Origin of the sequence: Flavobacterium sp. FlaQc-30, from assembly GCF_044005885.1 — a bacterium.
Taxonomy (GTDB): domain Bacteria; phylum Bacteroidota; class Bacteroidia; order Flavobacteriales; family Flavobacteriaceae; genus Flavobacterium.
Genome location: NZ_JBIPCO010000001.1, coordinates 618,973 through 642,451 on the forward strand (window position 1 = coordinate 618,973; position 23,479 = coordinate 642,451).

21 protein-coding genes are annotated in these 23,479 nt (G+C 32.4%); 13 read left to right on the forward strand and 8 right to left on the reverse strand.

What is annotated here, in order from left to right; genetic code table 11:
• The first annotated feature begins 47 nt into the window (after positions 1-47).
• The 12 genes from ACHRV0_RS02710 (at position 48) to dusB (ending at position 14,075) form a co-directional block, all read left to right on the forward strand.
• Positions 48-674, forward strand: coding sequence for an outer membrane lipoprotein carrier protein LolA (locus ACHRV0_RS02710; RefSeq protein WP_395439822.1), 627 nt, complete (start codon positions 48-50; stop codon positions 672-674).
• Positions 640-1,275, forward strand: coding sequence for a hypothetical protein (locus ACHRV0_RS02715; protein WP_395439823.1), 636 nt, complete (start codon positions 640-642; stop codon positions 1,273-1,275). Before ACHRV0_RS02710 ends, ACHRV0_RS02715 begins: the two co-directional genes overlap by 35 nt.
• Positions 1,276-1,313: 38 nt before the next feature.
• Positions 1,314-1,913 (forward strand): porin family protein, encoded by a 600-nt coding sequence (locus ACHRV0_RS02720; RefSeq protein WP_129023299.1) that lies wholly within the window; start codon positions 1,314-1,316, stop codon positions 1,911-1,913.
• The gene (locus ACHRV0_RS02725; RefSeq protein ID WP_395439824.1) at positions 1,914-2,531 is read left to right on the forward strand and encodes an outer membrane beta-barrel protein; all 618 of its coding nucleotides are present in this window, start codon (positions 1,914-1,916) and stop codon (positions 2,529-2,531) included.
• A gap of 11 nt (positions 2,532-2,542) precedes the next feature.
• Positions 2,543-2,914 carry a 3-hydroxyacyl-ACP dehydratase gene (locus tag ACHRV0_RS02730; protein WP_089053576.1) on the forward strand — a complete coding sequence of 124 codons (372 nt, stop codon included), beginning with the start codon at positions 2,543-2,545 and terminating at the stop codon, positions 2,912-2,914.
• A gap of 2 nt (positions 2,915-2,916) precedes the next feature.
• On the forward strand, positions 2,917-3,402 hold the full coding sequence (locus ACHRV0_RS02735; RefSeq protein ID WP_089053575.1) for a hypothetical protein: 486 nt from the start codon (positions 2,917-2,919) through the stop codon (positions 3,400-3,402).
• Positions 3,403-3,420: 18 nt separating this feature from the next.
• A complete protein-coding gene (locus ACHRV0_RS02740) occupies positions 3,421-4,608 on the forward strand; it encodes a DUF2062 domain-containing protein (RefSeq protein WP_395439825.1) in 1,188 nt (395 codons plus the stop codon).
• A 167-nt stretch (positions 4,609-4,775) separates the two neighbouring features.
• On the forward strand, positions 4,776-8,453 hold the full coding sequence (locus tag ACHRV0_RS02745; protein WP_395439826.1) for a 1-acyl-sn-glycerol-3-phosphate acyltransferase: 3,678 nt from the start codon (positions 4,776-4,778) through the stop codon (positions 8,451-8,453).
• Between the two features lies 1 nt (position 8,454).
• On the forward strand, positions 8,455-9,972 hold the full coding sequence (locus tag ACHRV0_RS02750; RefSeq protein ID WP_395439827.1) for a phytoene desaturase family protein: 1,518 nt from the start codon (positions 8,455-8,457) through the stop codon (positions 9,970-9,972).
• A 6-nt stretch (positions 9,973-9,978) separates the two neighbouring features.
• Positions 9,979-11,646 (forward strand): C45 family autoproteolytic acyltransferase/hydolase, encoded by a 1,668-nt coding sequence (locus ACHRV0_RS02755; protein WP_395439828.1) that lies wholly within the window; start codon positions 9,979-9,981, stop codon positions 11,644-11,646.
• Positions 11,643-12,932: a phenylacetate--CoA ligase family protein gene (locus ACHRV0_RS02760; RefSeq protein ID WP_395439829.1), complete on the forward strand. Its 1,290-nt coding sequence runs from the start codon at positions 11,643-11,645 to the stop codon at positions 12,930-12,932. The genes ACHRV0_RS02755 and ACHRV0_RS02760 overlap by 4 nt, the downstream gene beginning before the upstream one ends.
• Positions 12,933-13,082: 150 nt before the next feature.
• Positions 13,083-14,075, forward strand: a complete 993-nt coding sequence (dusB, locus tag ACHRV0_RS02765; protein WP_089058965.1) for a tRNA dihydrouridine synthase DusB — start codon at positions 13,083-13,085, stop codon at positions 14,073-14,075.
• A gap of 97 nt (positions 14,076-14,172) precedes the next feature.
• Here the strand turns inward: dusB and ACHRV0_RS02770 are convergent, their stop codons facing one another.
• From ACHRV0_RS02770 to rbfA, 4 genes are all read right to left on the reverse strand, one after another.
• On the reverse strand, positions 14,173-14,781 hold the full coding sequence (locus tag ACHRV0_RS02770; RefSeq protein WP_395439830.1) for an N-acetylmuramoyl-L-alanine amidase: 609 nt from the start codon (positions 14,779-14,781) through the stop codon (positions 14,173-14,175).
• Between the two features lie 63 nt (positions 14,782-14,844).
• Complete coding sequence (locus ACHRV0_RS02775) at positions 14,845-16,272, reverse strand: MATE family efflux transporter (protein WP_395439831.1); 1,428 nt, start codon at positions 16,270-16,272, stop codon at positions 14,845-14,847.
• Between the two features lie 172 nt (positions 16,273-16,444).
• On the reverse strand, positions 16,445-17,644 hold the full coding sequence (locus ACHRV0_RS02780; RefSeq protein WP_395439832.1) for an ABC transporter permease: 1,200 nt from the start codon (positions 17,642-17,644) through the stop codon (positions 16,445-16,447).
• A 1-nt stretch (position 17,645) separates the two neighbouring features.
• Positions 17,646-18,038 (reverse strand): 30S ribosome-binding factor RbfA, encoded by a 393-nt coding sequence (rbfA, locus tag ACHRV0_RS02785; RefSeq protein WP_089053565.1) that lies wholly within the window; start codon positions 18,036-18,038, stop codon positions 17,646-17,648.
• 230 nt (positions 18,039-18,268) lie between these two features.
• Between rbfA and ACHRV0_RS02790 the strand changes: the two genes are divergently transcribed.
• Complete coding sequence (locus ACHRV0_RS02790) at positions 18,269-18,688, forward strand: CBS domain-containing protein (protein WP_089053564.1); 420 nt, start codon at positions 18,269-18,271, stop codon at positions 18,686-18,688.
• A gap of 187 nt (positions 18,689-18,875) precedes the next feature.
• On the opposite strand, the gene ACHRV0_RS02795 is transcribed toward ACHRV0_RS02790, so the two are convergent.
• The 4 genes from ACHRV0_RS02795 to ACHRV0_RS02810 are packed head-to-tail and all read right to left on the reverse strand — an operon-like array spanning position 18,876 to position 23,387.
• Entirely contained in the window at positions 18,876-20,156 is a 1,281-nt protein-coding gene (locus ACHRV0_RS02795; protein ID WP_395439833.1) for a murein hydrolase activator EnvC family protein, read from the reverse strand.
• A 23-nt stretch (positions 20,157-20,179) separates the two neighbouring features.
• Positions 20,180-20,959, reverse strand: coding sequence for a DUF4292 domain-containing protein (locus ACHRV0_RS02800; RefSeq protein WP_089053562.1), 780 nt, complete (start codon positions 20,957-20,959; stop codon positions 20,180-20,182).
• 13 nt (positions 20,960-20,972) lie between these two features.
• Positions 20,973-22,319, reverse strand: coding sequence for a lipopolysaccharide assembly protein LapB (locus ACHRV0_RS02805; protein WP_129023309.1), 1,347 nt, complete (start codon positions 22,317-22,319; stop codon positions 20,973-20,975).
• Between the two features lie 51 nt (positions 22,320-22,370).
• Positions 22,371-23,387, reverse strand: coding sequence for a sugar phosphate nucleotidyltransferase (locus ACHRV0_RS02810; RefSeq protein WP_395439834.1), 1,017 nt, complete (start codon positions 23,385-23,387; stop codon positions 22,371-22,373).
• Positions 23,388-23,479 lie beyond the last annotated feature (92 nt).

The following is a 23,479-nucleotide window of genomic DNA, read 5'->3' on the forward strand; positions in this document are numbered from 1 at the left end:
AATTGGTGCAATTCGTGGCAAAATTATTAAGCACAATCTTAAAAAATATGAAAACTAAAATAGCTCTACTAATTCTTTTTATTTCAGGCGGTTTGTTTGCTCAAGAGCAAAAAATGTCTGCTGCAGAAATTACACAATTTAAAGAAGATGTAAATGTCGTAGCCAAAAAAATCAAAACTTTAAGTACCGATTTTGTTCAATACAAGCATTTAGATTTTTTGTCAAAAGACATTGAAACTTCGGGAAAAATGGTTTTTAAAGAGCCGGCTTTGCTTCAATGGCAGTATAAAAAACCATACAACTACAGTATTACTTTCAAAAACGGAAAAATCCTGATTAATGACGAAGGAAAGAAAAGTGCAGTTGATATTGGCAACAGCAAAATCTTTGCACGAATTAATAAATTAATTGTGGGAAGTGTAAGCGGTAATATGTTTGATGACAAAGAATTTGCGATTTCGTACTTTAAATTGAAAGGGCAGAATCTGGCAAAATTTGTTCCGAAAGATGCTGCGCTGAAAAAATACATCAAACAAATCGAGCTCACTTTTGACAAAGAAGAAGCAACTGTTGTTCAGGTAAAATTATTAGAATCATCTGAAGATTATACTAGAATTGTACTTAAAAATAAAGTAATCAATGCAAAAATCGACGATTCAGTTTTTACTAATTAATTGCTTTCTGGCAATTGTTTTAGTTTCGTGCGGCTCAGTCACAAAAAACTATGCACCCAAAAAACTAGACAAAACGTCTTATGAAGTTCCGTATTTTTCAGATTCAAAAACAGATTATGTTTATAAAACCAACATAAGCGTTTACGGAAATGAGTTATCAGGAATTTTTATTGCCAAAAAAATAAACGATACCACACACCGAATTGTTTTTACAACAGAATTTGGAAATAAATTAATGGATTTCGAAATTTCTGAAACCGATTTTAAAGTCAATTCTATTGTTTCTGAATTAGATCGAAAAATATTAATCAATACTTTGAAAGAAGATTTTCGTCTGCTTTTGAAAAAACAATATTTGATTCAAGAGCAATTTGAAAATGAATCTGATAATATCTATAAATCGGCAGATGAAAAACGAGACAATTACATTTTTGTTTCTAAAAAAGATCAAAAACTAGAAAAGATAGTTCACGCCTCTAAAACAAAAGAAAAATTTACGCTGTATTTCAATTCAGAAAACAATATTTTTGCCGAAAATATTCAGATAATTCATCAGAATATTAAATTGAAAATTGAGCTTAATTATTTTAAATCAGAATAAAAAATTTAAACTAATCCTAAAACTAAACTAATCTAATGATGAAAAAAATAACCTTAATTGCATTCGTTTTATGCATCGGAATTCAATTATCTCAAGCACAAGTAAAAGTTAGTCCGGGGCTACGAGGTGGTTTAAATGTGTCAACATTAACCAATATTGATGATAATCAATCTAAAACAGATTTTTATGTTGGTGGATTAGTGAACATTAAATTTAATAAATATTTTTCGTTACAGCCTGAAATAACGTATTCTAGACAAGGTGATGAAGGAAGATACTTTGAAAATGGTCGTTATTATTCTGAAAAGTATGAACTAAATTATTTAACACTTGGTGCGGTTGCAAAATTTAACATTGGCGGTAAAGGCTTCCACATTTTGGGCGGTCCGTCTTTAGATTTAAAAGTTTCTGATAATTATATCAACAGCAATCCCGAAGGTTTTGACCTTGCCATTGTTGGCGGTGTTGGCTATACATTACCAAATGGATTAACATTTGAAGCCAGAATTAAACAAGGATTAATTGATATTTATGGTTACGACGGAATTGATTACGATAATAACGATTATTACTATAATGATGTTATCTTAAATCAAGTTTTTCAAATTGGTATTAGTTACACTTTTAAAGTAAAATAAATGTATAAAAGTAAACTAGCGGCTGCCCTATTTCTTTTTTTCGCAGTTGTAAACATACAAGCTCAAGCAACTTTTAAACCCGGTTTACGAGCAGGTTTGAGTCTTTCGACGATTTCAGAAATGCATGCAGATTACAGACCTGATTTTTATGCAGGCGGTTTTGGAGAAATAAATCTAACGAAACGTTATGCGCTGCAGCCCGAAATAAATTACATCAGACAAGGATCTAATAATGTTGCACGAAATTTTATTGATCCCAATACACAAACAGAAAGAATCGTTTATCAGGATTTACAAATGAGTTATTTGTCTATTGCTATGATTAACAAATTTACATTTGGACAAGGTTTTCAAATACAATTTGGACCGGCTTTAGATGTTCTTTTAAATGATAATTTAGCTTTTAGAAAAACATATAATGATCTTTCGTTTGTAACAGGTCTTGCTTACAAAATGCCATCAGGTCTTGCTTTTGAATTCCGATTTAAAAAAGGACTTTTAGACGTTTTAGACAGCGATTACTATTATAACAATTCAAATAGTCACTATCTTTTTGGTGATTATAATACTAATGTAAATTTTCAAATAGGTGTTTCGTACTCTTTTGAGGTGAAATAAAAAATAAAATTATGGTTTTAAAAGACTTCTATAAAGTACTTTCAGAAGAGAAAACGGGCGATGCTAAATATAATATTCGTATATTAGTTAATGCCAATCATGAGGTTTTTAAAGGTCATTTTCCTGGAAACCCAATAATGCCAGGCGTTTGCATGATTCAAATTATTAAAGAACTTACAGAGTCTATTACCAAAAGTTCGTTGATGATTCAAACCTTGACAAATGTAAAATTCATGGCATTAATAAATCCTGAGACAAATCCTGAGTTACGCTTAGAACTTGATATAACAGTCACAGAAGATGATTTGGTAAAGGTGAAAAACACCACTTATTTTAATGATACCGTTGCGCTGAAATTAAGCAATGCGTATAAAAAATTATAATTATGAAATTACTTATATCATTACTTCTTTGGATCAATTTTGTTGGAACTCCTGATCTGGCTTCTATCCGAAAAATGTATTCTGATGTTGCAAAATCAGAAACTAATGCAAAAGAATTTACACAGAAACTTTCTGGAGTTTCTAATGACGATGATAAAATTTTGGTGGCTTACAAAGCGGCGTCTATTTTATTAGATTCAAAATTCGAGAAAAAACTAAGAGACAAAATGGATCGTTTCAAGGAAGGTGCCAAATTGTTGGAAGCGACCATAAAAAGTGATCCAAACAATATCGAAATCAGAATGATTCGCTTAAGTATTCAGGAAGATGTTCCTGGAATTACCGGCTACAAAAAAAATATTAAAGAAGATAAAGCTTTTATTACCGCTCATTATGCAGAGCAAAATACTGCTTTAAAACTATATCTAAAAGACTTTGTTTTACAATCTAAAAGTTTCTCTGACAAGGAGAAGCAGTTTGTAAAATAAGCTCAAGAACAACTCCCAATGAAACCTATATTATCTCAGCAAGACCTGCTCAGTTCAACTTCTTTTTGTGTTATTGTACCCACTTACAATAATCAAAAAACATTGAAAAAAGTGCTGGATTCTATTTTAGATTTCACTTCAAATGTCATTATTGTTAATGATGGTTCGACTGACCAAACAAACGAAATTCTAAAACAATATCATCACCTGACTCAAATTCATCATCCTAAAAATCTAGGAAAAGGCAGAGCGCTGCGTAATGGTTTTAGAAAAGCAATCGAACAAAATTTTGAATACGCCATTACGATTGATTCAGACGGACAGCATTTTGCTTCTGATATTCCTGTTTTTATCGAAGAAATTCAAAAGGAACCCAATTCGCTTTTAATTGGAAGCCGAAACATGACGCAGGAAAATGTTCCTAAGAAAAGTAGTTTTGGAAATAAATTTTCGAATTTCTGGTTTAAGTTTGAAACTGGAATTGTTCTTGAAGATACACAATCAGGTTTTAGATTGTATCCGTTAAAATTAATTCCGAAGCAATTTTACACCAATAAATTTGAGTTTGAAATTGAAGTAATTGTTCGCTCCGCTTGGAAAGGAATTGTAGTTAAAAATATTCCTATACAAGTTTTGTATGATCCTGCAGAACGCGTTTCGCATTTTCGTCCATTTAGAGATTTTACCCGAATCAGTATTTTAAATACCGTTTTGGTCATCAACGCTCTTTTGTACATTAAACCGAGAGATTTTTTTAGGAGAGCAAAAAAAAAAGGTTTTAAAAAATTCTTTCTTGAAGATATTTTAGAAAGCAACGATTCTAATTTCATAAAATCAGCCTCAATTGCTTTAGGTGTTTTTATTGGTATCTCACCATTTTGGGGTTTTCAAACCGTGTTGCTTTTTACTTTCGCTGCATTATTCAGGCTAAACAAAGTCATTGCCTATCTAGCTTCAAATGTAAGTTTCCCGCCTTTCATTCCGTTTGTCATATATGGTTCCTTAAAAATGGGAAGCTTTTTTGTAGCAGGAGATAATGCTTTGGTTTTAGATAGTTCTGTCACGTTTGATGATATTCAAAAAAATGCTACACAATATATCGTAGGAAGTCTTATTTTAGCATCCGTTTCGGCGCTATCAGCTGGCTTTATAAGTTATCTGCTTTTAAGCGCTTTTAGTTCTAAGAACAAAACGAATATTAAGTAAGGTTTGCCACAGATTACATGGATTAAAATGATTTTAGTATCTGTGTCAGTTTGCCACGAATTTCACAAATTTTCACGAATTGATTTGTGTTAATTCGTGAAATTTGTGGCGAAAAAAAATCATTTTAATCCATGTAATCTGTGGTAAAAAAACAATAATAAATAACTATGCATCAATACTTCTACGCCATTCATTTATTTGTAAACCGACGAAAATCTTTATCGGTTCTTTTGGCCGTTTTGATGCTTTTAGTATTTGGCTTTTTTGCTTCACAAATTAAGTTTGAAGAGGACATCAGCAAGCTTATTCCAGCAAACGACAAAGCCGATGCGACCGCAAAAGTTTTAAAACAATTAAATTTTGCCGATAAAACAACCGTTATTTTTAAACTCGAAAAAAACGGTTCTCAAGACGATTTAAAAGAAATGGCTGCTGTTTTTTCAGACAGCGTTTCTAAATCCTGCAAACCATACATTACTGGAATTCAAGGGAAAATAGACGAAGAAAACATTCAGGAAACCATTGATTTTGTTTACAATAATCTGCCTCTTTTTCTAGATGACAACGATTATACTGCTATTCAAAACAAACTGCAAAAAGACAGTATTGCGGCAACTGTTGATGGAAATTACAAATCAATAATTTCGCCATCTGGATTTATTACCAAAGATTTTATTCTGCAGGATCCGCTTGGAATTTCTTTCATCGCTTTAAAAAAATTACAGCAATTAAATATTGGCGACGATTTTACACTCGATAATGGTTTTGTAATGACAAAGGATAAAAAGAAATTACTTCTTTTTATAACCTCAGATATTTCATCAAGCGAAACGGAAAAAAACTCCATTTTTGCCGAAAAACTTAAATCAATTCAAGAAAACTTAAATCAGCAATTTAAAGGAAAAACTTCTGTGAGTTATTTTGGTTCGGCTTTAATTGCGGCTGCCAATGCAAAACAAATTAAAAGCGATATTGTTTTAACAACATCAATTGCGATGTTTACCTTAATGTTGATTCTGATATTATTTTATAGAAAAATATTAATTCCGCTTATTATTTTTCTTCCAACCGTTTTTGGAGCTTTATTTGCTGTTGCCTTTTTATATTTTGTAAAAGAACAAATTTCAGCGATTTCTCTAGGAATTGGATCGATCTTGTTGGGAATTACGATCGATTATTCGCTTCACATTCTTACGCATTACAAACACAATAGCGATATAAAAACCTTGTACAAAGACATTACGATGCCTGTTATTATGAGCAGTTCAACAACTGCCGTTGCCTTTTTATGTTTGCTTTTTGTAAAATCGGATGCCTTAAATGATCTCGGAATTTTTGCTGCTGTTATCGTTATGGCAACTGGAATTTTCTCGCTTTTGATTATTCCGCATTTGTATAATCCAAAACAAGACAATTTTGAACATAAAAAAAATGCGATTGATAAACTCGCGCATTTCTCCTTTCATAATAATAAAATCCTGATTGGTCTGTGTGTTATAATTACAATCGTTTGTTGTTTTACTTATAATAATGTTGGCTTCAATAACGATTTATCGCAGTTAAATTTTGTTCCAAAAGACATTAAAGCGGCCGAAAAACAATTGGAAGAAAGCACAAGTTTAACTTCCAAAACCATTTATGTTGCCTCGTATGGAGGAAGTATGGAGGAAGTATTGCAGAACAACAACAAGCTTTTTGGAGATTTATCTGCAGCAAAAGAACAAGACAAAATATTGAATTTTAGTTCAATTGGCGGTATTGTGCTTTCGCAAGAAGCGCAAAAAGAGAAAATTGAAAAATGGAATTCATTTTGGAACGCTGAGAAAAAAGAAAATTTGAAGTCACAATTGATTTCCGAAGGTTCAAAACTTGGCTTTAAACCAACAACATACTCGATCTTTTTTGATCATTTAGACTTTGATTTTAAACCAATTTCTATTTCAGATTATTTAAAAGTTCAAGCATTGCAGCTGAAAGAATTTGTAACCGAAAAAAATGGTTTTTATACGATTTCAACTTTAGTAAAAGTTACCCCAAAACAACGTGATGTTTTTGTAAAATCAACTTCTGCCAAAGACAACATCATTGCGATTGATCGTCAGCAAATGAATGAAACCTTTTTCAGTACTTTAAAAACTGATTTTAATTCGCTTGTAAATTATTCTTTTGTTGCCGTAATTTTGATTTTATTTTTCTTCTTCCGAAGAGTCGAATTAGTGATTATCAGCTGTATTCCAATTGCTTTAACTGGAATTGTTACGGCTGGAATTATGGGCATTTTTGGTATTCAAATGAATATTTTCAGCATGATTGTCTGCACCTTAATTTTTGGTCATGGTGTTGATTTTAGTATTTTCATGACAAGCGCTTTACAAAAAGAATATTCGTCAGGAAAAAATGAAATTGCCATTTACAGAACTTCAATTATTCTGGCGGTAATTACCACTATTTTAGGAATTGGTGCGATGATTTTTGCAAAACATCCAGCATTACGATCTATTTCTTCCGTTTCTTTAATTGGAGTTTTTGCAGCTTTAATTATTACATTTATTTTTTATCCTATACTGTTCAAATTATTTTTGTCAAATAGACCCAAAAACGGAAATCCTCCTTTTCAATTACGCACTTTTATTCATGGTGTAATTTCGTTTTTCTATTATGGTATGGGCGGCATTTTAATGTCTATTTTCAGTTTTACGATAATGCCGATTTTACCGCTGAGCAAAAAAACAAAAATGAAAGCTTTTAGATATGTGATTTCAAAATTCATGAAATCTGTATTGTATTCAAACCCATTTATCCACAAAAAAGTCATCAATAATTTTAATGAAACTTTTGATAAGCCAGCTGTTATAATTGCAAATCATTCTTCGTTTATAGATATTCTTGCAATGGGAATGCTGAGTCCAAAAATTATTTTTCTGGTAAGCGACTGGGTTTACAACTCTCCTATATTTGGCGGAACAGTTAGAAAAGCAGGTTTTTATCCCGTTTCTGAAGGTCTTGAAGGCGGTGTAGAACATTTAAGAAAAAAAGTTGAAGAAGGTTATTCCTTAATGGTATTTCCAGAAGGAACCCGTTCTGAAAACAATGTCGTAAAAAGATTTCATAAAGGCGCTTTCTTTCTTGCTCAAGAATTTAATTTAGATATTATTCCAGTTGTAATTCATGGAGCCTCAGAAGCGATTCCAAAAGGTGATTTTGTAATTCATCGCAGTACGCTTACCCTTTCAATTTTAGAGCGAATTACTCCCGAAAATAATTCTTTTGGAAATAATTATGCCGAACGTACAAAACAAATCAGTTCTTTCTTTAAGGCTGAATATCGCAAAATTCGCCAGCAGCTCGAAGGTCCTGCTTATTTTAAATCAATGCTCGTTAACAGCTATGATTATAAAGAACTTGAAATAGGCAATAGTGTAAAAAAAGATCTAAGTCAAAATTTAGAAACCTATTACAACTTAAATAAATACATTGATTCTAAAGCTAAAATACTCCATCTTGCAAATGATTATGGGCAGCTTGATGTTTTATTGACTTTGCAGGAACCACAGCGTAAGGTGTTTTCATTTATAAATGATGAAGAAAAATTGGCTGTTGCAAAAACGAATTATTTCCTTAAAAAAAGAAAAATATTTTATTCAGATCCATTAGAATCAGCATTTGAAAATCAACATGAAATTCTTTTAATTTCTGATGAAAGCTATGTTGCTGCTTTTGAAAAAATCATTTTAAGCACGGCAATAATTTTAATTAACTGCCCAGATTTAAAAACAAAATTGATTGCAGCTGGTTTTGAAATTACTGCTGAAGAAAATGATATAACCGTAGTAAAGAAAAAATAGAATGAAGGAGCATTACGATGTAGTAATTGTTGGCAGCGGTTTAGGCGGATTGGTTTCGTCTATAATTTTGGCTAAAGAAGGCTACAGCGTTTGTGTGCTTGAAAAGAACAATCAATACGGCGGAAATCTGCAGACTTTTGTTCGTGATAAAACCATTTTTGATACGGGAATTCATTATATCGGAGGCTTAGATAAAGGCGAAAATCTCTATAAATATTTTAATTATATCGGTATTATGAAGCATCTAAATTTGAAAAAATTAGATGATAATTGTTACGATATGATTTCTTTTGAAGATGATCCAAACGAATATCCACATGCGCAGGGATACGATAATTTCACCAAACAGCTGACTGCCTTTTTTCCTGAAGAAAAAGCCAATATTGATAAATACTGCGAAAAACTAAAGTCGATCTGCGACGCTTTTCCGCTTTACAATTTAAATTGGGAAGGAAAATATGAAAATGAAATACTTGCGCTAAACGCAAAAGAAACGATTGACGAATGCACGCAGAATGAAAAGTTAAAAGCGGTTCTTGCCGGCTCTAATTTTTTATATGCCGGAATTCCGGATAAATCACCTTTTTACGTTCATGCCCTTTCGGTAAATTCATACATTCAAAGTTCGTGGCGATGCATTAACGGCGGAAGCCAAATTACAAAACAACTTTTAAAACAGCTTAAAAAATACGGCGGCGAATTTTATAAATACAAAGAAGTGACTCAATTTCATGTCGAAAACAATAAAGTTGAATTTGTAGAATTAAAAGACGGAACAAAAGTTTTCGGCTCCATGTTTATTTCAAATATTGAACCTAAAACAACTTTGAAAATGGCTGGCGAAGAAAACTTTAGAAAAGCGTTTGTTAATAGAGTTCAAAGTCTTGAAGGTGTCATTTCGGCTTTTAGTTTGTATTTGGTTTTTAAACCTGAAACTTTTAAGTATATCAATCATAATTTCTATCATTTCAAAAAAAGCAGTGAGGTCTGGACTGCGCATGATTATGATGATGATTCGTGGCCAAAAGGTTTTATGGCTTCGATGAATGCTTCAAAAAAAGATGAAATCTGGGCTGACGGAATGACGTTTATTACGTACATGAAATATGAAGATATGATTCCTTGGATTGATACTTTTAACACAACTGCGGAAAAAAGTGATCGAGGGGAAAGTTATGAGGAATTTAAAGCGAGAAAAACGGCTAAATTTTTAGATGAAATTGAACTGAAATTTCCAGGAATTAAAGATTGTATCAAATCGATTCACTCTTCTACACCGCTTTCATATCGCGATTATATTGGCGGTTACAATGGAAATATGTATGGATATGTTAAAGATTCTAATAATCCGATGAAAACATTAATCCCTGCAAAAACCAAATTGGATAATTTGTATCTTACGGGTCAAAGTATAAACATGCACGGAGTGTTGGGTGTAACAATTGGTGCCGTTTCTACCTGCTCTGAAATTATTGGTAAAGAATATTTGGTTACCAAAATTAACAAAGAATCTGAATAAAGAATCATGAAAAACCGAATCTCATTTTTTTTATTTATCGGTTTTCTACTATCGCTTGTTTCTTGCGGAACATCAAAATCAATGCACCATCAACCCGAAATTTCGGGATATAATGCACAAAAACCTATTGTCAAAAAAATCTCTGATTCTGTTTTTACTTCAGGAAAAAATTCTCTTTTAAAAAACAAACAAGGTCTTTGGGAATTGTATGCTGAAGGCGATCCGCTTGAAATTGGTTTAAACACCGGCGCCTTGACAGATTCACTTTTAAAAAAACAACAACAGATTTTTTTCTCTAAAATAACCGATTTAATTCCGTCCAATTTTGAACAGAAAATGCTTCGTCATTTTTTAAAATGGTACAATCGAAAATTATATTTGAATGTTCCTGAAGAATATCAAACAGAAATTTTTGGTGTTTCAGAATATACTTCGCATGAGTTTGACAATATCGCATCCAAATATCAACGCGGCTTATATTTACACGCTGCACACGATATTGGCCATGCTCTTCAAGATTTAGCTTTAGTCGGCTGTTCTTCTTTTGCTGCTTGGAATGAAAAATCGGAAGACGGGAGTTTAATTCTTGGACGAAATTTTGATTTTTATGTAAATGATGCTTTCGCCGAAAATAAAATCGTGGCATTCATAAATCCGAAAGAAGGTCATAAATTTATGATGATTACTTGGCCGGGAATGATTGGTGCGGTTTCTGGAATGAACCAAGAAGGTTTAACGATTACAATTAATGCATCAAAATCGAAAATTCCGTTAATTGCCAAAACACCAATTTCGATTCTTACTCGAGAAATTTTACAGCACGCCGCAACTATAGACGAAGCCGTTGCGATTGCCAAAAAAAGAAAAGTATTTGTTTCTGAATCTATAATGGTAGGAAGTGCAAATGATAATAAAGCAGTTTTAATCGAAGTTTCTCCCAAAAAAATGGATGTTTACGACGTTTCAAACAACAATGAATTAATTTGCTCAAATCATTTTCAAGGTGACGCTTTTAAATATGATAAAAGAAATCAAGCTCAAATCGCTAACAGCCATTCTGAATATCGATTTGAAAGAATGCAGGAACTTTTATCTGAAAATCCAAAAGTAAATCCTAAAATTGCTTCTGAAATTCTTCGAAATAAAAACGGTTTAAAAGATATTCCGCTTGGTTATGGATCTGAAAAAGCACTAAATCAGCTTATGGCACATCACGGAATTATTTTTAAACCTAAAGAAAAATTAGTCTGGGTCTCTGCTAATCCATATCAATTAGGCGAATTTGTCTGCTACAATTTAGATACTGTTTTTAATAATCGAAAAACAGATACTTTGGTTTCGTTTCAACTAGAAAATTTAAATATTGCCAAAGATCCTTTTCTAGAAACTACAGCTTACGAGAATTATAAAAAATTTAGAATTGAAGATCATAAAATAGATGCTCTGCTTGAAAAAAAAGAAAGTATTTCGGCTGCATTTATTCAAAATTACCAATCCTTAAACCCTGATTATTGGGTTGTATATTATAAGCCAGGATTGTACTTTTACCAAATAAAAGATTTTAATCAGGCAAAGCTTAATTTTGAAAAAGCTTTGACGAAAGAAATCACCACTGCACCCGAAAAAGAAAAAATTGAAAAATATTTAAAAAAGATCAAAAGAAAACTACAATGATTCCAGCAATAGAAAAAGATTCTTTAGAAGAAATTAAAATTTTTCAAGAAAAAAAACTTACCGAACTTTTAGAATACATCAGTCAAAATTCTCCTTTTTACAAAAGACTTTTTGCTGGACAGAATATTGATATTTCAAAAATTAAAACGCTCGAAGATTTACAATTTTTGCCTGTTACTACAAAAGAAGATTTACAACAATACAATGATGATTTTGTATGTGTACCGCAAAACAAAATTATCGACTACGCCTCTACTTCTGGTACTTTAGGAGATCCTGTAACTTTTGGTTTAACCGATTCTGATTTAGATCGATTGGCTTATAATGAAGCTATTTCTTTTGCCTGCGCAGGAATTGCTGAAGGCGATGTTGTACAGTTGATGACTACAATCGATAGAAAATTTATGGCTGGTTTGGCTTATTTTCTGGGACTACGAAAACTAAAAGTAGGCGTTATTCGTGTTGGTGCCGGAATTCCTGAAATGCAATGGGATTCGATTTTAAAATACAATCCGAGTTATTTAATAACGGTTCCTTCGTTTTTATTGAAGTTAATTGAATATGCCGAAATTCACGGAATCGATTATAATAATTCGAGTGTAAAAGGCGCTATTTGTATTGGAGAATCGCTGAGAGATCAAGATTTTTCGATGAATACTTTGTCTAAAAAAATCACGGATAAATGGAATATTAAGTTATTTTCGACTTATGCTTCTACTGAAATGAGTACGGCTTTTACAGAATGTGAACACGGAAAAGGCGGTCATCATCATCCAGAATTAATCATTGTTGAAGTTTTGGACGAAAATAATCTGCCAGTAAAAAATGGCGAAACGGGTGAACTCACTTTTACTACTTTAGGTATTGAAGCGATGCCTTTACTGCGTTTTAAAACGGGCGATATTGTACAGCTTCATAATGAACCTTGCGCCTGCGGGCGACACACTTTGCGTGTTGGTCCAGTTTTAGGACGAAAAAAACAAATGATCAAATACAAAGGTACAACACTTTATCCGCCGGCAATGAACGATGTTTTAAGTGGTTTTGATAATATCGAAAATCATATTATTGAAATTTCGACAAACGATTTAGGCACGGATGAAATCGTGATAAAGATTGCTGTAAAAAATCAAACTCCAGAATTTTTGCAGGAAATAAAAGATCATTTTAGAGCCAAATTAAGAGTAACTCCAAAAATAGAATTCGCCTCAAAAGAAACTTTAAACCCTTTGGTTTTTAACCCAATGAGCCGTAAACCTATTCGGTTTTTTGATTATAGAACTTAGTAAAGGTGCAAAGTTGCAAAGGTTCAGAGGGACAAAGGTTTATCTAATTGCCTGATAAAAAAACCTTTGAACCTTTGCTTCTCTGAACCTTTGAATCTCAATTTGGTACAAATTGAACTAAAAGTTGTAATTTTGCAAAAAATTATGAAGATGGTCAAGATTGGCAACATAGAATTACCCGAATTTCCTTTACTGCTTGCTCCGATGGAAGATGTGAGTGATCCGCCGTTTCGCAGATTATGCAAAACGCACGGCGCTGACATGATGTACTCGGAATTTATTTCATCAGAAGGATTGATTCGTGATGCAATCAAAAGTAGAATGAAGTTGGATATTTTTGATTACGAACGTCCTGTTGGAATTCAGATTTTTGGTGGTGATGAGGAAGCAATGGCACTTTCGTCTAAAATTGTTTCTACGGTAAAACCTGATTTAGTCGATATTAATTTTGGCTGTCCTGTAAAAAAAGTAGTTTGTAAAGGTGCTGGAGCCGGCGTTTTGAAGGATGTTGATTTGATGGTTCGTTTGACAAAAGCGGTTATTAGAAGTACAGATTTACCTGTAACGGTAAAAACGCGTTTGGGCTGGGATGAAAACTCGATTAATATTGATGAAGTTGCAGAAAGGCTTCAGGATATAGGTGTTCAAGCTTTAACGATTCATGCCAGAACTCGTGCTCAAATGTACAAAGGTCACTCTGATTGGTCGCATATTGCGCGTGTAAAAAACAACCCAAGAATTACGATGCCTATTTTTGGAAACGGTGATATCGATAATCCTGAAAAGGCTTTAAAATATAAAAACGAATACGGAATTGATGGTATCATGATTGGCCGTGCTGCAATTGGTTATCCGTGGATTTTTAATGAAATTAAACACTATTTTAAAACGGGCGAACATTTACCTGCTCCAACGGTTATTGATCGTGTTGAAGCCGCTCGAAATCATTTACAATGGTCTATGGATTGGAAAGGCGAACGTTTAGGAATTGTAGAAATGCGTCGTCATTATACGAACTACTTCAAAGGAATTCATTCTTTTAAAGAATTCAAACAAAAACTGGTTACGACTGATGCGCCTGAAGATTTATTCGCAATTATGAAAGAAATTGAGCAGGTTTATGCAGGATATGAGTTTGTTTAAAATATAATCTTTGCCAAAGTTTTCACCTCTGATAAAGATCTGATATATAAAAAAGACCTTCAATATTGAAGGTCTTTTTTTGAATGTATAGTCATTTTTACTTTACAGCTTCTAAAATGTTTAGGGCAATTTCTGTCTGTCCTTTTTCACTGGTAATATAATCGCGATCTTTTTCATTCGATAAAAATCCAATTTGTAATGTCATTACAGGACAGCTAGCATTTTTTAGTATATAAAAAGGTGCTTCAGAAACTCTTCTTTTTTTGAGATTTCCAGCTTCAGTCATTTTATCAATTACAATAACTGCCCTTTCTTTTGATTTTTCATGAAACGTCTCATTTGATGGAACATAGACATCTACTCCGTTTACACTCATATTCATACTTTTACTAACATGAAGAGAAACAACTAAGTCTGGTTTTAAATTATTGATAATCGAAACTCTTTCGCTCAATTCCATCTCACGATCACTATCTCGAAGTAAAACAATTTCAAGGTTACTATCCTTATTTAACGTTTTAATTTTTTTTGCAATTGTTTCCGTAATTAATTTCTCTTGAAATCCATACATGTCGGCACCAAGATCTTTTCCGCCATGACCGGCATCAATTACAATTGTTTTTTTCTCCTCTAGTGGTTTAAATGAAAAAATAACTGCTAATCCTAAAATTCCTAAAAGCGCTGAAAATTTAATTCTATTTTTCATAATATAGTTTTTGGTTACTAAATTTTTAACGTCTTTTTTTAAGAAAAAGTATACAAATAAATTTTAAACCTGAACTCTTTTCCACTTTCCTCTTTTATAGAAAAAGATTCCGGCTAATGTTATTGCAGTTTCAGCAACTGGAATTGCGATGAAAACTCCTGTTGGTCCCATATTAAAATGTTTGGCAAGTATATAGGCTAATGGTATTTGAAACAGCCAAAATCCGAAGAAATTAATTCCTGTTGGTGTCCACGTATCTCCTGCTCCATTAAAGGTATTTATTAAAACCATTCCAATTCCATAAAAGACAAAACCAATACACATGATCTGCAAAGCTTCGACTGCAACCGTTTTTACTATTTCGTCATTGGTAAAAAATGAAATAATATACTGTCCAAAAACTAATGTTATAATTGTAATAGAAGCCATAAAAACCAAATTGTATTTTGCAGTTGTAAAAACTGATTTTTCGGCGCGTTCAATTTGTTTGGCTCCTAAATTCTGTCCGACCAAAGTTGCCGCTGCATTACTTAACCCCCAAGCAGGCAGAATAAAAAACATCATAATTCGCAATGCCGTTTGATAACCTGCAGAACCATGATCGCCTCCTGTTGTAGCTACTAATTGTGCCAAGAAAATCCAACTGCATGAAGCGATTACAAATTGCAAAACTCCTGGAGCAGCAATTTTGACTAAAGCTTTTATCTGCTTGAAATCTGGAATTAAATAAGAGATTTTAATTTTTAAAACTCCATTTCCATAGAACAAATGATAAATTTGATACAAAACCCCAATGCTTCTTCCTAAAGTCGTGGCAATCGCCGCACCAACTAATCCGAAAGCAGGAATTGACCCGAAACCATTAATTAAAATTGGGCATAAAATAATATTACAAATATTAGCAATCCAAAGGCTTTTCATTGCGATTGCCGCATTACCAGCACCGCGAAAAATTCCGTTTATCAAGAATAAAAATGTAATACATAAACTTGAGCCAATCATAATTTGAGTGTATCTAAACCCATGTTCAGCGGCTTCAACAGAAGCTCCCATGAATAAAAGAATATCTTTGGCATAGATGATTCCAAAAATGCTCATAAAAACACTTAGTACAAATGCAATAATTATAGCCTGCATTCCGGCTTTTGCTGCAGCAACAGGATCTTTTTCTCCAATACGTCTTGCTACAACTGCGGTTGCTGCCATACTTAATCCGATGTCTAGAGAATATATAATTGTTAAAACAGACTCTGTTAATCCCACTGTTTGAATTGCAAAACTGCTGTGTTCTAAGTGACCAACAAAATACAAATCGACTAAAGCAAAAACCGATTCCATCATCATTTCTAAAACCATTGGTATGGCTAATAGAATTACGGCTTTTTTAATGCTTCCAGAGGTATAATCAAAGAATTCGTCGCCTTGTAAGGCTTGTTTTAGGGTGGTGAAAATTTTAGAAAATAAACTTTTCTTTATAACTGTTTCTGTCATGATATTTAGGATAAATGATAAAATTTGCCCAGATGTAATAATCTGAACTAAGAAAGTAAAACGTAAGTATCCTAATTATTCTAAAAAAATAAAATTAGGATTAGGCAGAAACAATCATATGCTGTAAATTTTTAAAGCAATAAATGTAAGTAATATTTTTTAGAGAAATATATTAATCCAACAACTTTTTGCTTACTCGGCTGCTGGCAATTAATGAAGCGACAAAACCAAGAGAAACAATTGTACCTAAAACAATAAGCACATTTTCTACTGTAAATACTACTGGATATGCCAAAGTTGCGGTAAGCATAATAAGCTCATATTTTTGCTGCAGCACTACTAGAATAATACCTAAAGCGAGACCCAATAATCCGCCAAAAATACTTAGCAGCGTTCCCTGAAGTAAAAATATTTTTCGAAGACTGTTGATTTCTGTTCCAAGATTAAAAAGGGTTTTTAGATTTCCTTTTTTCTCTAAAATCATCATAATTAAAGCGCCGACTAAATTAAAAAGTGCTACCACAATTACGAGAGTAAAAATCAAATAAACTACGATATTCTCCGTATTGAGCATTCTGTATAAAGACTCGTTAAGCTGTGCTCTGTTTTTTAAGGTGACTTTATTATCGAAGATCTTTTTTAATTGATTTGTAATGGCATTTTCATCTGCATTTGGTTTCAGTTTAAACTCAATTCCTGAAATCTGATTGGGTTTATACATCAATAATTCCTGAGTAAGACCTAAATCTGCAAATACATATTTCGAATCTAAATCTTCACTGATTGAGTAAACTCCAACAGGCAATACATCTGTTTTTGTAAAGGCTTCATTTGGATTTTCGATTGCTCCTTTTCCTGGTTTTGGTGCAAATATCTGCAACGGATTTTCAAAATCAAGAATTCCCATCGAGAAATCCTGCGCCATTCTATATCCAATTACTACCTGATAAGAATCTCTTCTAAGCCATTGCCCATTAAATAATTTTTTCTTGATATCGTTTACTACAGGATAAATACTGTCTACACCTTTTAAATAGGTAACATGCTGTTTATCTTTGAATAAGAACAAAACACGTTCTTCGATAATTTTGGTATAAGAGGCAACTCCTTCAATTTTTTTGAGTTGATTTTCTTGTTCTTTAGAAATAAAAAATGATTTTCCTAAAGTACTTGTCATTTTCAAGTCGGGATCTATTTCGTTTGTAAACGAAAGACTAAAAACTTTTAATCCGCTAAAAACGGACAATACCACAAACAAAGCCATTGTGCCAACAACAATTCCCATGCTGGCAATACGATTGATAATATTGATAGCGTTATTTTTACTTCGGCTGAAAATATATCGTTTGGCTATGTAAAGGGGGAAATTCAATTTATGATTTTCTTCTTTTTTCTAGTAGATCACGGTTTTCAATTGGATTTTCTCTGTTTGCCAAAGCATTGTCTATTTTTTCAATATAGTCTAAAGAGTCATCAATAAAGAAAACTAGATTTGGCACACGGCGTAATTGCAAACGAACGCGTTGTGATAAATCATGCTTGATTAGGGTAGTATTTGATTTTATTCCTTCTAAAGTTTCTTTGGCTTTTTCTTGTGGAAAAATACTTAAATATACTGTCGCCACAGATAAATCTGAAGTAACACTAACTTTGGATACTGAAATTACTAAGTTGCTAATTCCGTTTTTTCTCACTTCACCTTGCAAAATATCAACCAGATCTTTCTGGATTACACTGCCTATTTTTTTCTGTCTATTTGTTTCCATAGTGCAAAAATACTATTTTTAATTTCAATCGATGCAATTTCGAATTAACTTAAGAATGAATTTACAAATCTATTTCTCAAAAAACGGTCACTTCTAGTATTCATTTTCACAATATCCTCAAATTTTAACTATTATAGGTAATCATTTGTTTTGATTTAAAAGCTGATAAATATCACAAATATTGTCAGAATTATTTTACATATTTGATATGAATTTAACACTTATCTATTATGAAAAAAAGAGAACCAATTAGTCACATTATGACTAAAAGCGTAGTGACTGTAAATCAAAATGACGATTTAAGAAAAGTAGTAGAAAAACTAAAATCGAATTCGATTAGACATATTCCTGTTGTTAATGGCAAAGTGGTAGTTGGTATTATAAGCCGAACTGATGTTAATCGATTGACTTTTGGTGCTTTGTTTGATGGACAAGAAGGTGTAGATGAAGCGATCTTGGATATGCTCAGCATTTCGCAGGTTATGACTTCGAAACCAAAAACTCTTCCTTCTGATACCATTATTAAAGATCTAGCGGAAGTTTTTGCTAAAGAAGATTTTCATGCTCTGCCTGTTGTAGACAATGGAGAACTGAAAGGAATTGTAACTACGACTGATGTTATTAAATATTTTTTAGAACAATATGATTAAGTGATTCAAAACTGTAAAAACCGAATTTCTTATTCAAAATTCCGCTATACAATCTGGTTTAAACACTGTTTTAATTGAAAACCCTGATAATGTAAGCAAATAAAAAAACCTTTTCACTGGTATTACGCCAATGAAAAGGTTTTCTTTTAGCTAATATTTAATCAGCTCCTTTTATAGTACTGCTAAACTACCTATTTTGCAGCCATCCTTCTGGATTGTTATTTGATGTATTTTGAAGAATCAGGAATTTAATAATTGTTTTTCCTGTGTCTCCACTAGTTCTAACTTTTCCAATAACTTGTTTCACTTTTACTTTATCACCTTGTTCAACAGACACGGAACTTAAATTTTGATATACGGTAAAGAAATCTCCATGCTGAATAAAAACGGCTCTGTTTACAGGAGATAAGGCAATCACTTTGGATACCACTCCTTCAAACACCGCACGTGCGCTTGCTCCTTGTTCAGTAGTAATCTCTACTCCTGAATTATGAACAGTCAATGATGGATACAATGGATGCGGTTGATCTCCGTAACCAAGAGATATAAATCCTTTCTCTACCGGCCAAGGTAATTTTCCTCTGTTTGCTTTAAAATCGGCAGCCAAAATTTTACCTTCCGGCGTTAATGCAATTCTATCTGATGAATAACTTTTAGGTGCTGCTGCCTCTGCTTTCTCTGCTTCACTGGCTTTACCTTCTGCGATTCTTCTACGTCTCTCTTCCTCGGCTCTTTGATTCGCTAATCTAATTTGTTCACGAATAAGTTCTTTAATTTTAGCGTCGATTCTTCTCGATTCTTGCTGTTTCGCTCTTGTATCAGCAATAATTTTATTCTTGTCTTTTTTAATTGAGTTAACTAATTTTTGCTGTTCTTTTTTCTCAACTTCTAAACTTTGTTTTTCCTTTTCGTTCTCAGCAATAATTTTTTTCTTAACCTGTCTCTGCCCGTCTAACCTTGCATTAAAATCAACTAATTGTGCGGTTTTAGACTCGATTTCTAAACCTTGATTTTTTCTAAAATTAGTATATTGTTTTAAATATTGTGCTCTTTTATAAGCTTGTAAAAAACTTTCTGAAGACAAAATAAACATTGCTCTACTTTGCTCAGAACGGCTTTTGTACGATTTTAAAATCATCTTAGCATAATCTGCTTTTAAAACTTCCAGCTCCTTTTTTAATTTATTAACCTTAACTTGATTAATATACATATCATTACTTAACAGTTTTTCCTGCTTTGCGGTAGTATTGATTAATTTCTCTTTTAATTTGATTTTATTCGCCTGAATTAAAAACACATTTACAGCCGATTTTTCTTTTTTCTTTACTGATTGCAGCATTTTTTCATTATCTCTAATTTCTTGCTGAATCTGCGCTTTACGCTGTTCAAGTTTTTCTTGCTGTGAATCTTGCGCCCACATAAAAGTTGTGGCACAAATAAAAATTAGGCTGAGGAGAAATTTTGGCATGTTTCTTTTTTCTTTTTGCAAATTTACTTAATTAAAACTTTTTTATAACCGCTCGGTACGCTATACGGAAAAGAAAGTTCCTCGTTAAACGAAATATTGTTATAATTTAAATTAATGTTGGTTGTTCCTTTTGGCTGCACAGCATTAATTGTAAGTGTTGTTGGAATTGTTCCTTGGGCAAAAGTTTTACTGTCAGAATAATTAATTTCTAACTTTCTGTTTTCAGATGCTTGTGTGATTTCTTCTTTCTGAAGCAAATATTTCTCAGGATCTAGATAGAATGCCTTTTTTATATTTTCATCCTTTTCATCTTCTAAGCGAAAAAGATTTTCTACAATTGTCTGTGTATACTCGCCTTTTCTTAAATCATCAAAAGCTTCTCCAATTAACAAATTCTGTACTTTGTTATAATCTAATTCCGTTCCAAGCCATTTACTCAAACTGCTAAAATCACCTTCATAATAAGTACTGTTTATTTTTTCGTAATAACTTACTGCGGTTGGGGTAATCAAGGCTTTCGCCATTGTAATTCCTAAAAACCGAACGCTTACTAAAATCTGTTTGTCTTTTTCAATTTTTATTTCGGCAGTTACGTTTTGACTTTGTTTATCATCTACATACTTCGCAGCAGCTTTTATATAGAGAGTCGAAAAATCTAGTTTGTTTTCGTAATGCTTCTCTATTGCTTTTTTATCTTTTTTTGTAATCGTTTCGACTACAGTGTTGTTTTGTACTGCTGCCTGTTTTGATTTACATGAAATCACAAAAACGGACATCAATACTAATACAATATATTTTTTCATTTTATTCTCCTTATTATTTTTGTTTTAATAACTCATTTGCTTTCAAAAAGTATTCCTCTTTTTTCTTAGCATCTCCCAATCCATTGTAAGCCTCACCAAGTTGAATATTAAAATTTGCTTCGAGCTTTTTATCATCAACAACATAATCAAGTCCCATTTCTAAAACGGTTTTTGCGTTTTTAAATTGTTTCAGCTGATTATTTCCTAGTCCTGCATAATAGTAAAATTGAGGCTGACTCGGATAAACTTCTATCATATTCATCGCTCTTTTTGTCATTGGCTCAAATTGTTTTGCCTGTGTATAAGCATCAAGTAAAAGCAGATTAGTTTCACGATCTGTCTCTGAGTTTGTTCTTAGATCTTTCTCGTAATACTTAATTGCGTTTTCAAATTGTCCTTTTCCATGATAAAATTTGCCAATTTCTTTTGCTACATCAATTTCTTTATCGTTATCAAAATATGCAATTGCCTTTTCTAAATCAGGTGCATACTGAGGATTTTTAGTAACATAAATCAAAAATTCATTTAAGGTACGATGTTTAATTTTTGAGTCAATTTTTGAACTTGACAAAACTATATTCATCGCCTTTATCGCTTTATCTGCCTGATTGGCATCTAGATATACTTTGAATAAGCTTACCTGCGCCCATTCTGAATCTGGAATTTCTTTTGATAATTGTTTTGCTATATCTAATGCCTTATCTGTTTCCTCTGCTTTTGAATATAAAAAAATCAAATTAACGTAATTGGATTCTTCTTTTGGATTTTTCTTAATCTGATCTATTAAATTGGTAATAGCAGCATCCTGATATTTTCCCTGCGATAAAATCTGTATTTTGTATCTTTCACGATCTTCAGATTTTCCAAACTTATCGTTCATTTCATTAATAGCAGTCAAAGCTTTATCAAATTGGTTTGTGATCATATACAACGATATTAAATCGTCTTTATACTCTTCATCAAAAACCATAATTTTCTGAATCGTTTCGATTGCAAGCGGATAATTTTTGGTTTCATAACTTACATCGTAAATTCCTAACCAATACCATTTATTTTTTGGGTTTAATTGTGTGGCTTTTTCAAATGCATCCTGTGCATTTTTATAATCTTTGAGAGCCAGATAATTTTTCCCTAATTCAAAATAGGCAACAGCATCATTGGGTTTTAGTTTGATACATTTGTCTAATGATGCTATTGCTTTATCATAATTTTCAATTCCTTTTTGTTTTAAAGATTCATAAAAAGCATCTTGATAATCATCTGTTGCCATAGCAATATCTTCTGGTTCAGTTTGAGCCAAAACCACATTTGAATTGCCAAGCAAAACGATAAATAAAATTATTAAAACGCCTTTTTTCATTCTTTTTATATTTTCATTTTTAAACCAAAAAGAACCTTTTGAAACTTATTTTTATTCTAAAACAGAATAATCTCCAATGCTGATGCTGGTAAATTTACCATCATAACTTACATGATTTCCAATCATTGCATTGTCTAAATTTGCATTTTTTATTTGAGAATAAGTCTGTACTAAACTGTTCTTAATTGCACTATCCGTTATGTGACATCCTTTGCCAATTGAAACGTTCGGACCAACCGTCGTGTTTTTAAGCACTACATTTTCACCAATATAACAAGGTGGAATGATGGTTGAGTTTTCTAGTTTTACATCATAGTCAACTAAATGTTCACCATCATTATGTAAAAATCCCAACATTCTGGTATTTGTTTCAACGGTTACATCTTTGTTTCCGCAATCCATCCATTCGTCAACGCTTCCTGTTTTAAAAACTTTTCCGTTGGCCATCATTGCTTTGATACCGTCGTTGATTTGATATTCTCCTCCGTTTTGAATGTTATTATCTAAAACGCCTTGTAATTCATTTTTCAAATCACTAACTTCTTTGAAATAGTAAATTCCAATAACCGCTAAGTCACTTACAAACTCTTTTGGTTTTTCAACCAATTCTATAATTTCATTATTTGCGTTTAACTTTACTACACCAAATGCTTCTGGCTGTTCTACTTGTTTTACCCAAATTACAGCATCTGCCTCAGGATCTAATTCAAAATCAGCTCTAATTAAAGTATCCGCATAAGCGATAACTGCAGGACCAGAAAGAGATTCTTTTGCACACATAATAGCGTGACCTGTTCCCAAAGGCAAATCTTGACGATAAATAGATGCTTTTGCTCCTAACCCTTTTGCCAAATCTTCTAAACTTGCTACAAGATCATCTCCAAAAAAAGCAGGATCTCCTAATATAAAAGCGACTTCTTCGATAGGCTCTTTTAAAATTTTGGCAATATCCTCGACCAAACGATGCACGATTGATTTTCCTGCAACTGGAATTAATGGTTTTGGAACGGTTAAAGTATGTGGCCTAAGTCTCGATCCGCGGCCAGCCATTGGAACTATTATTTTCATTTTTTGTTTTTATTTGTTTCGTGAAGATTTAAATCTTCATTGATTTGGTTTAATTTTTTTTATGATAAAGCCCGTGAATATTCTTTAGTAAG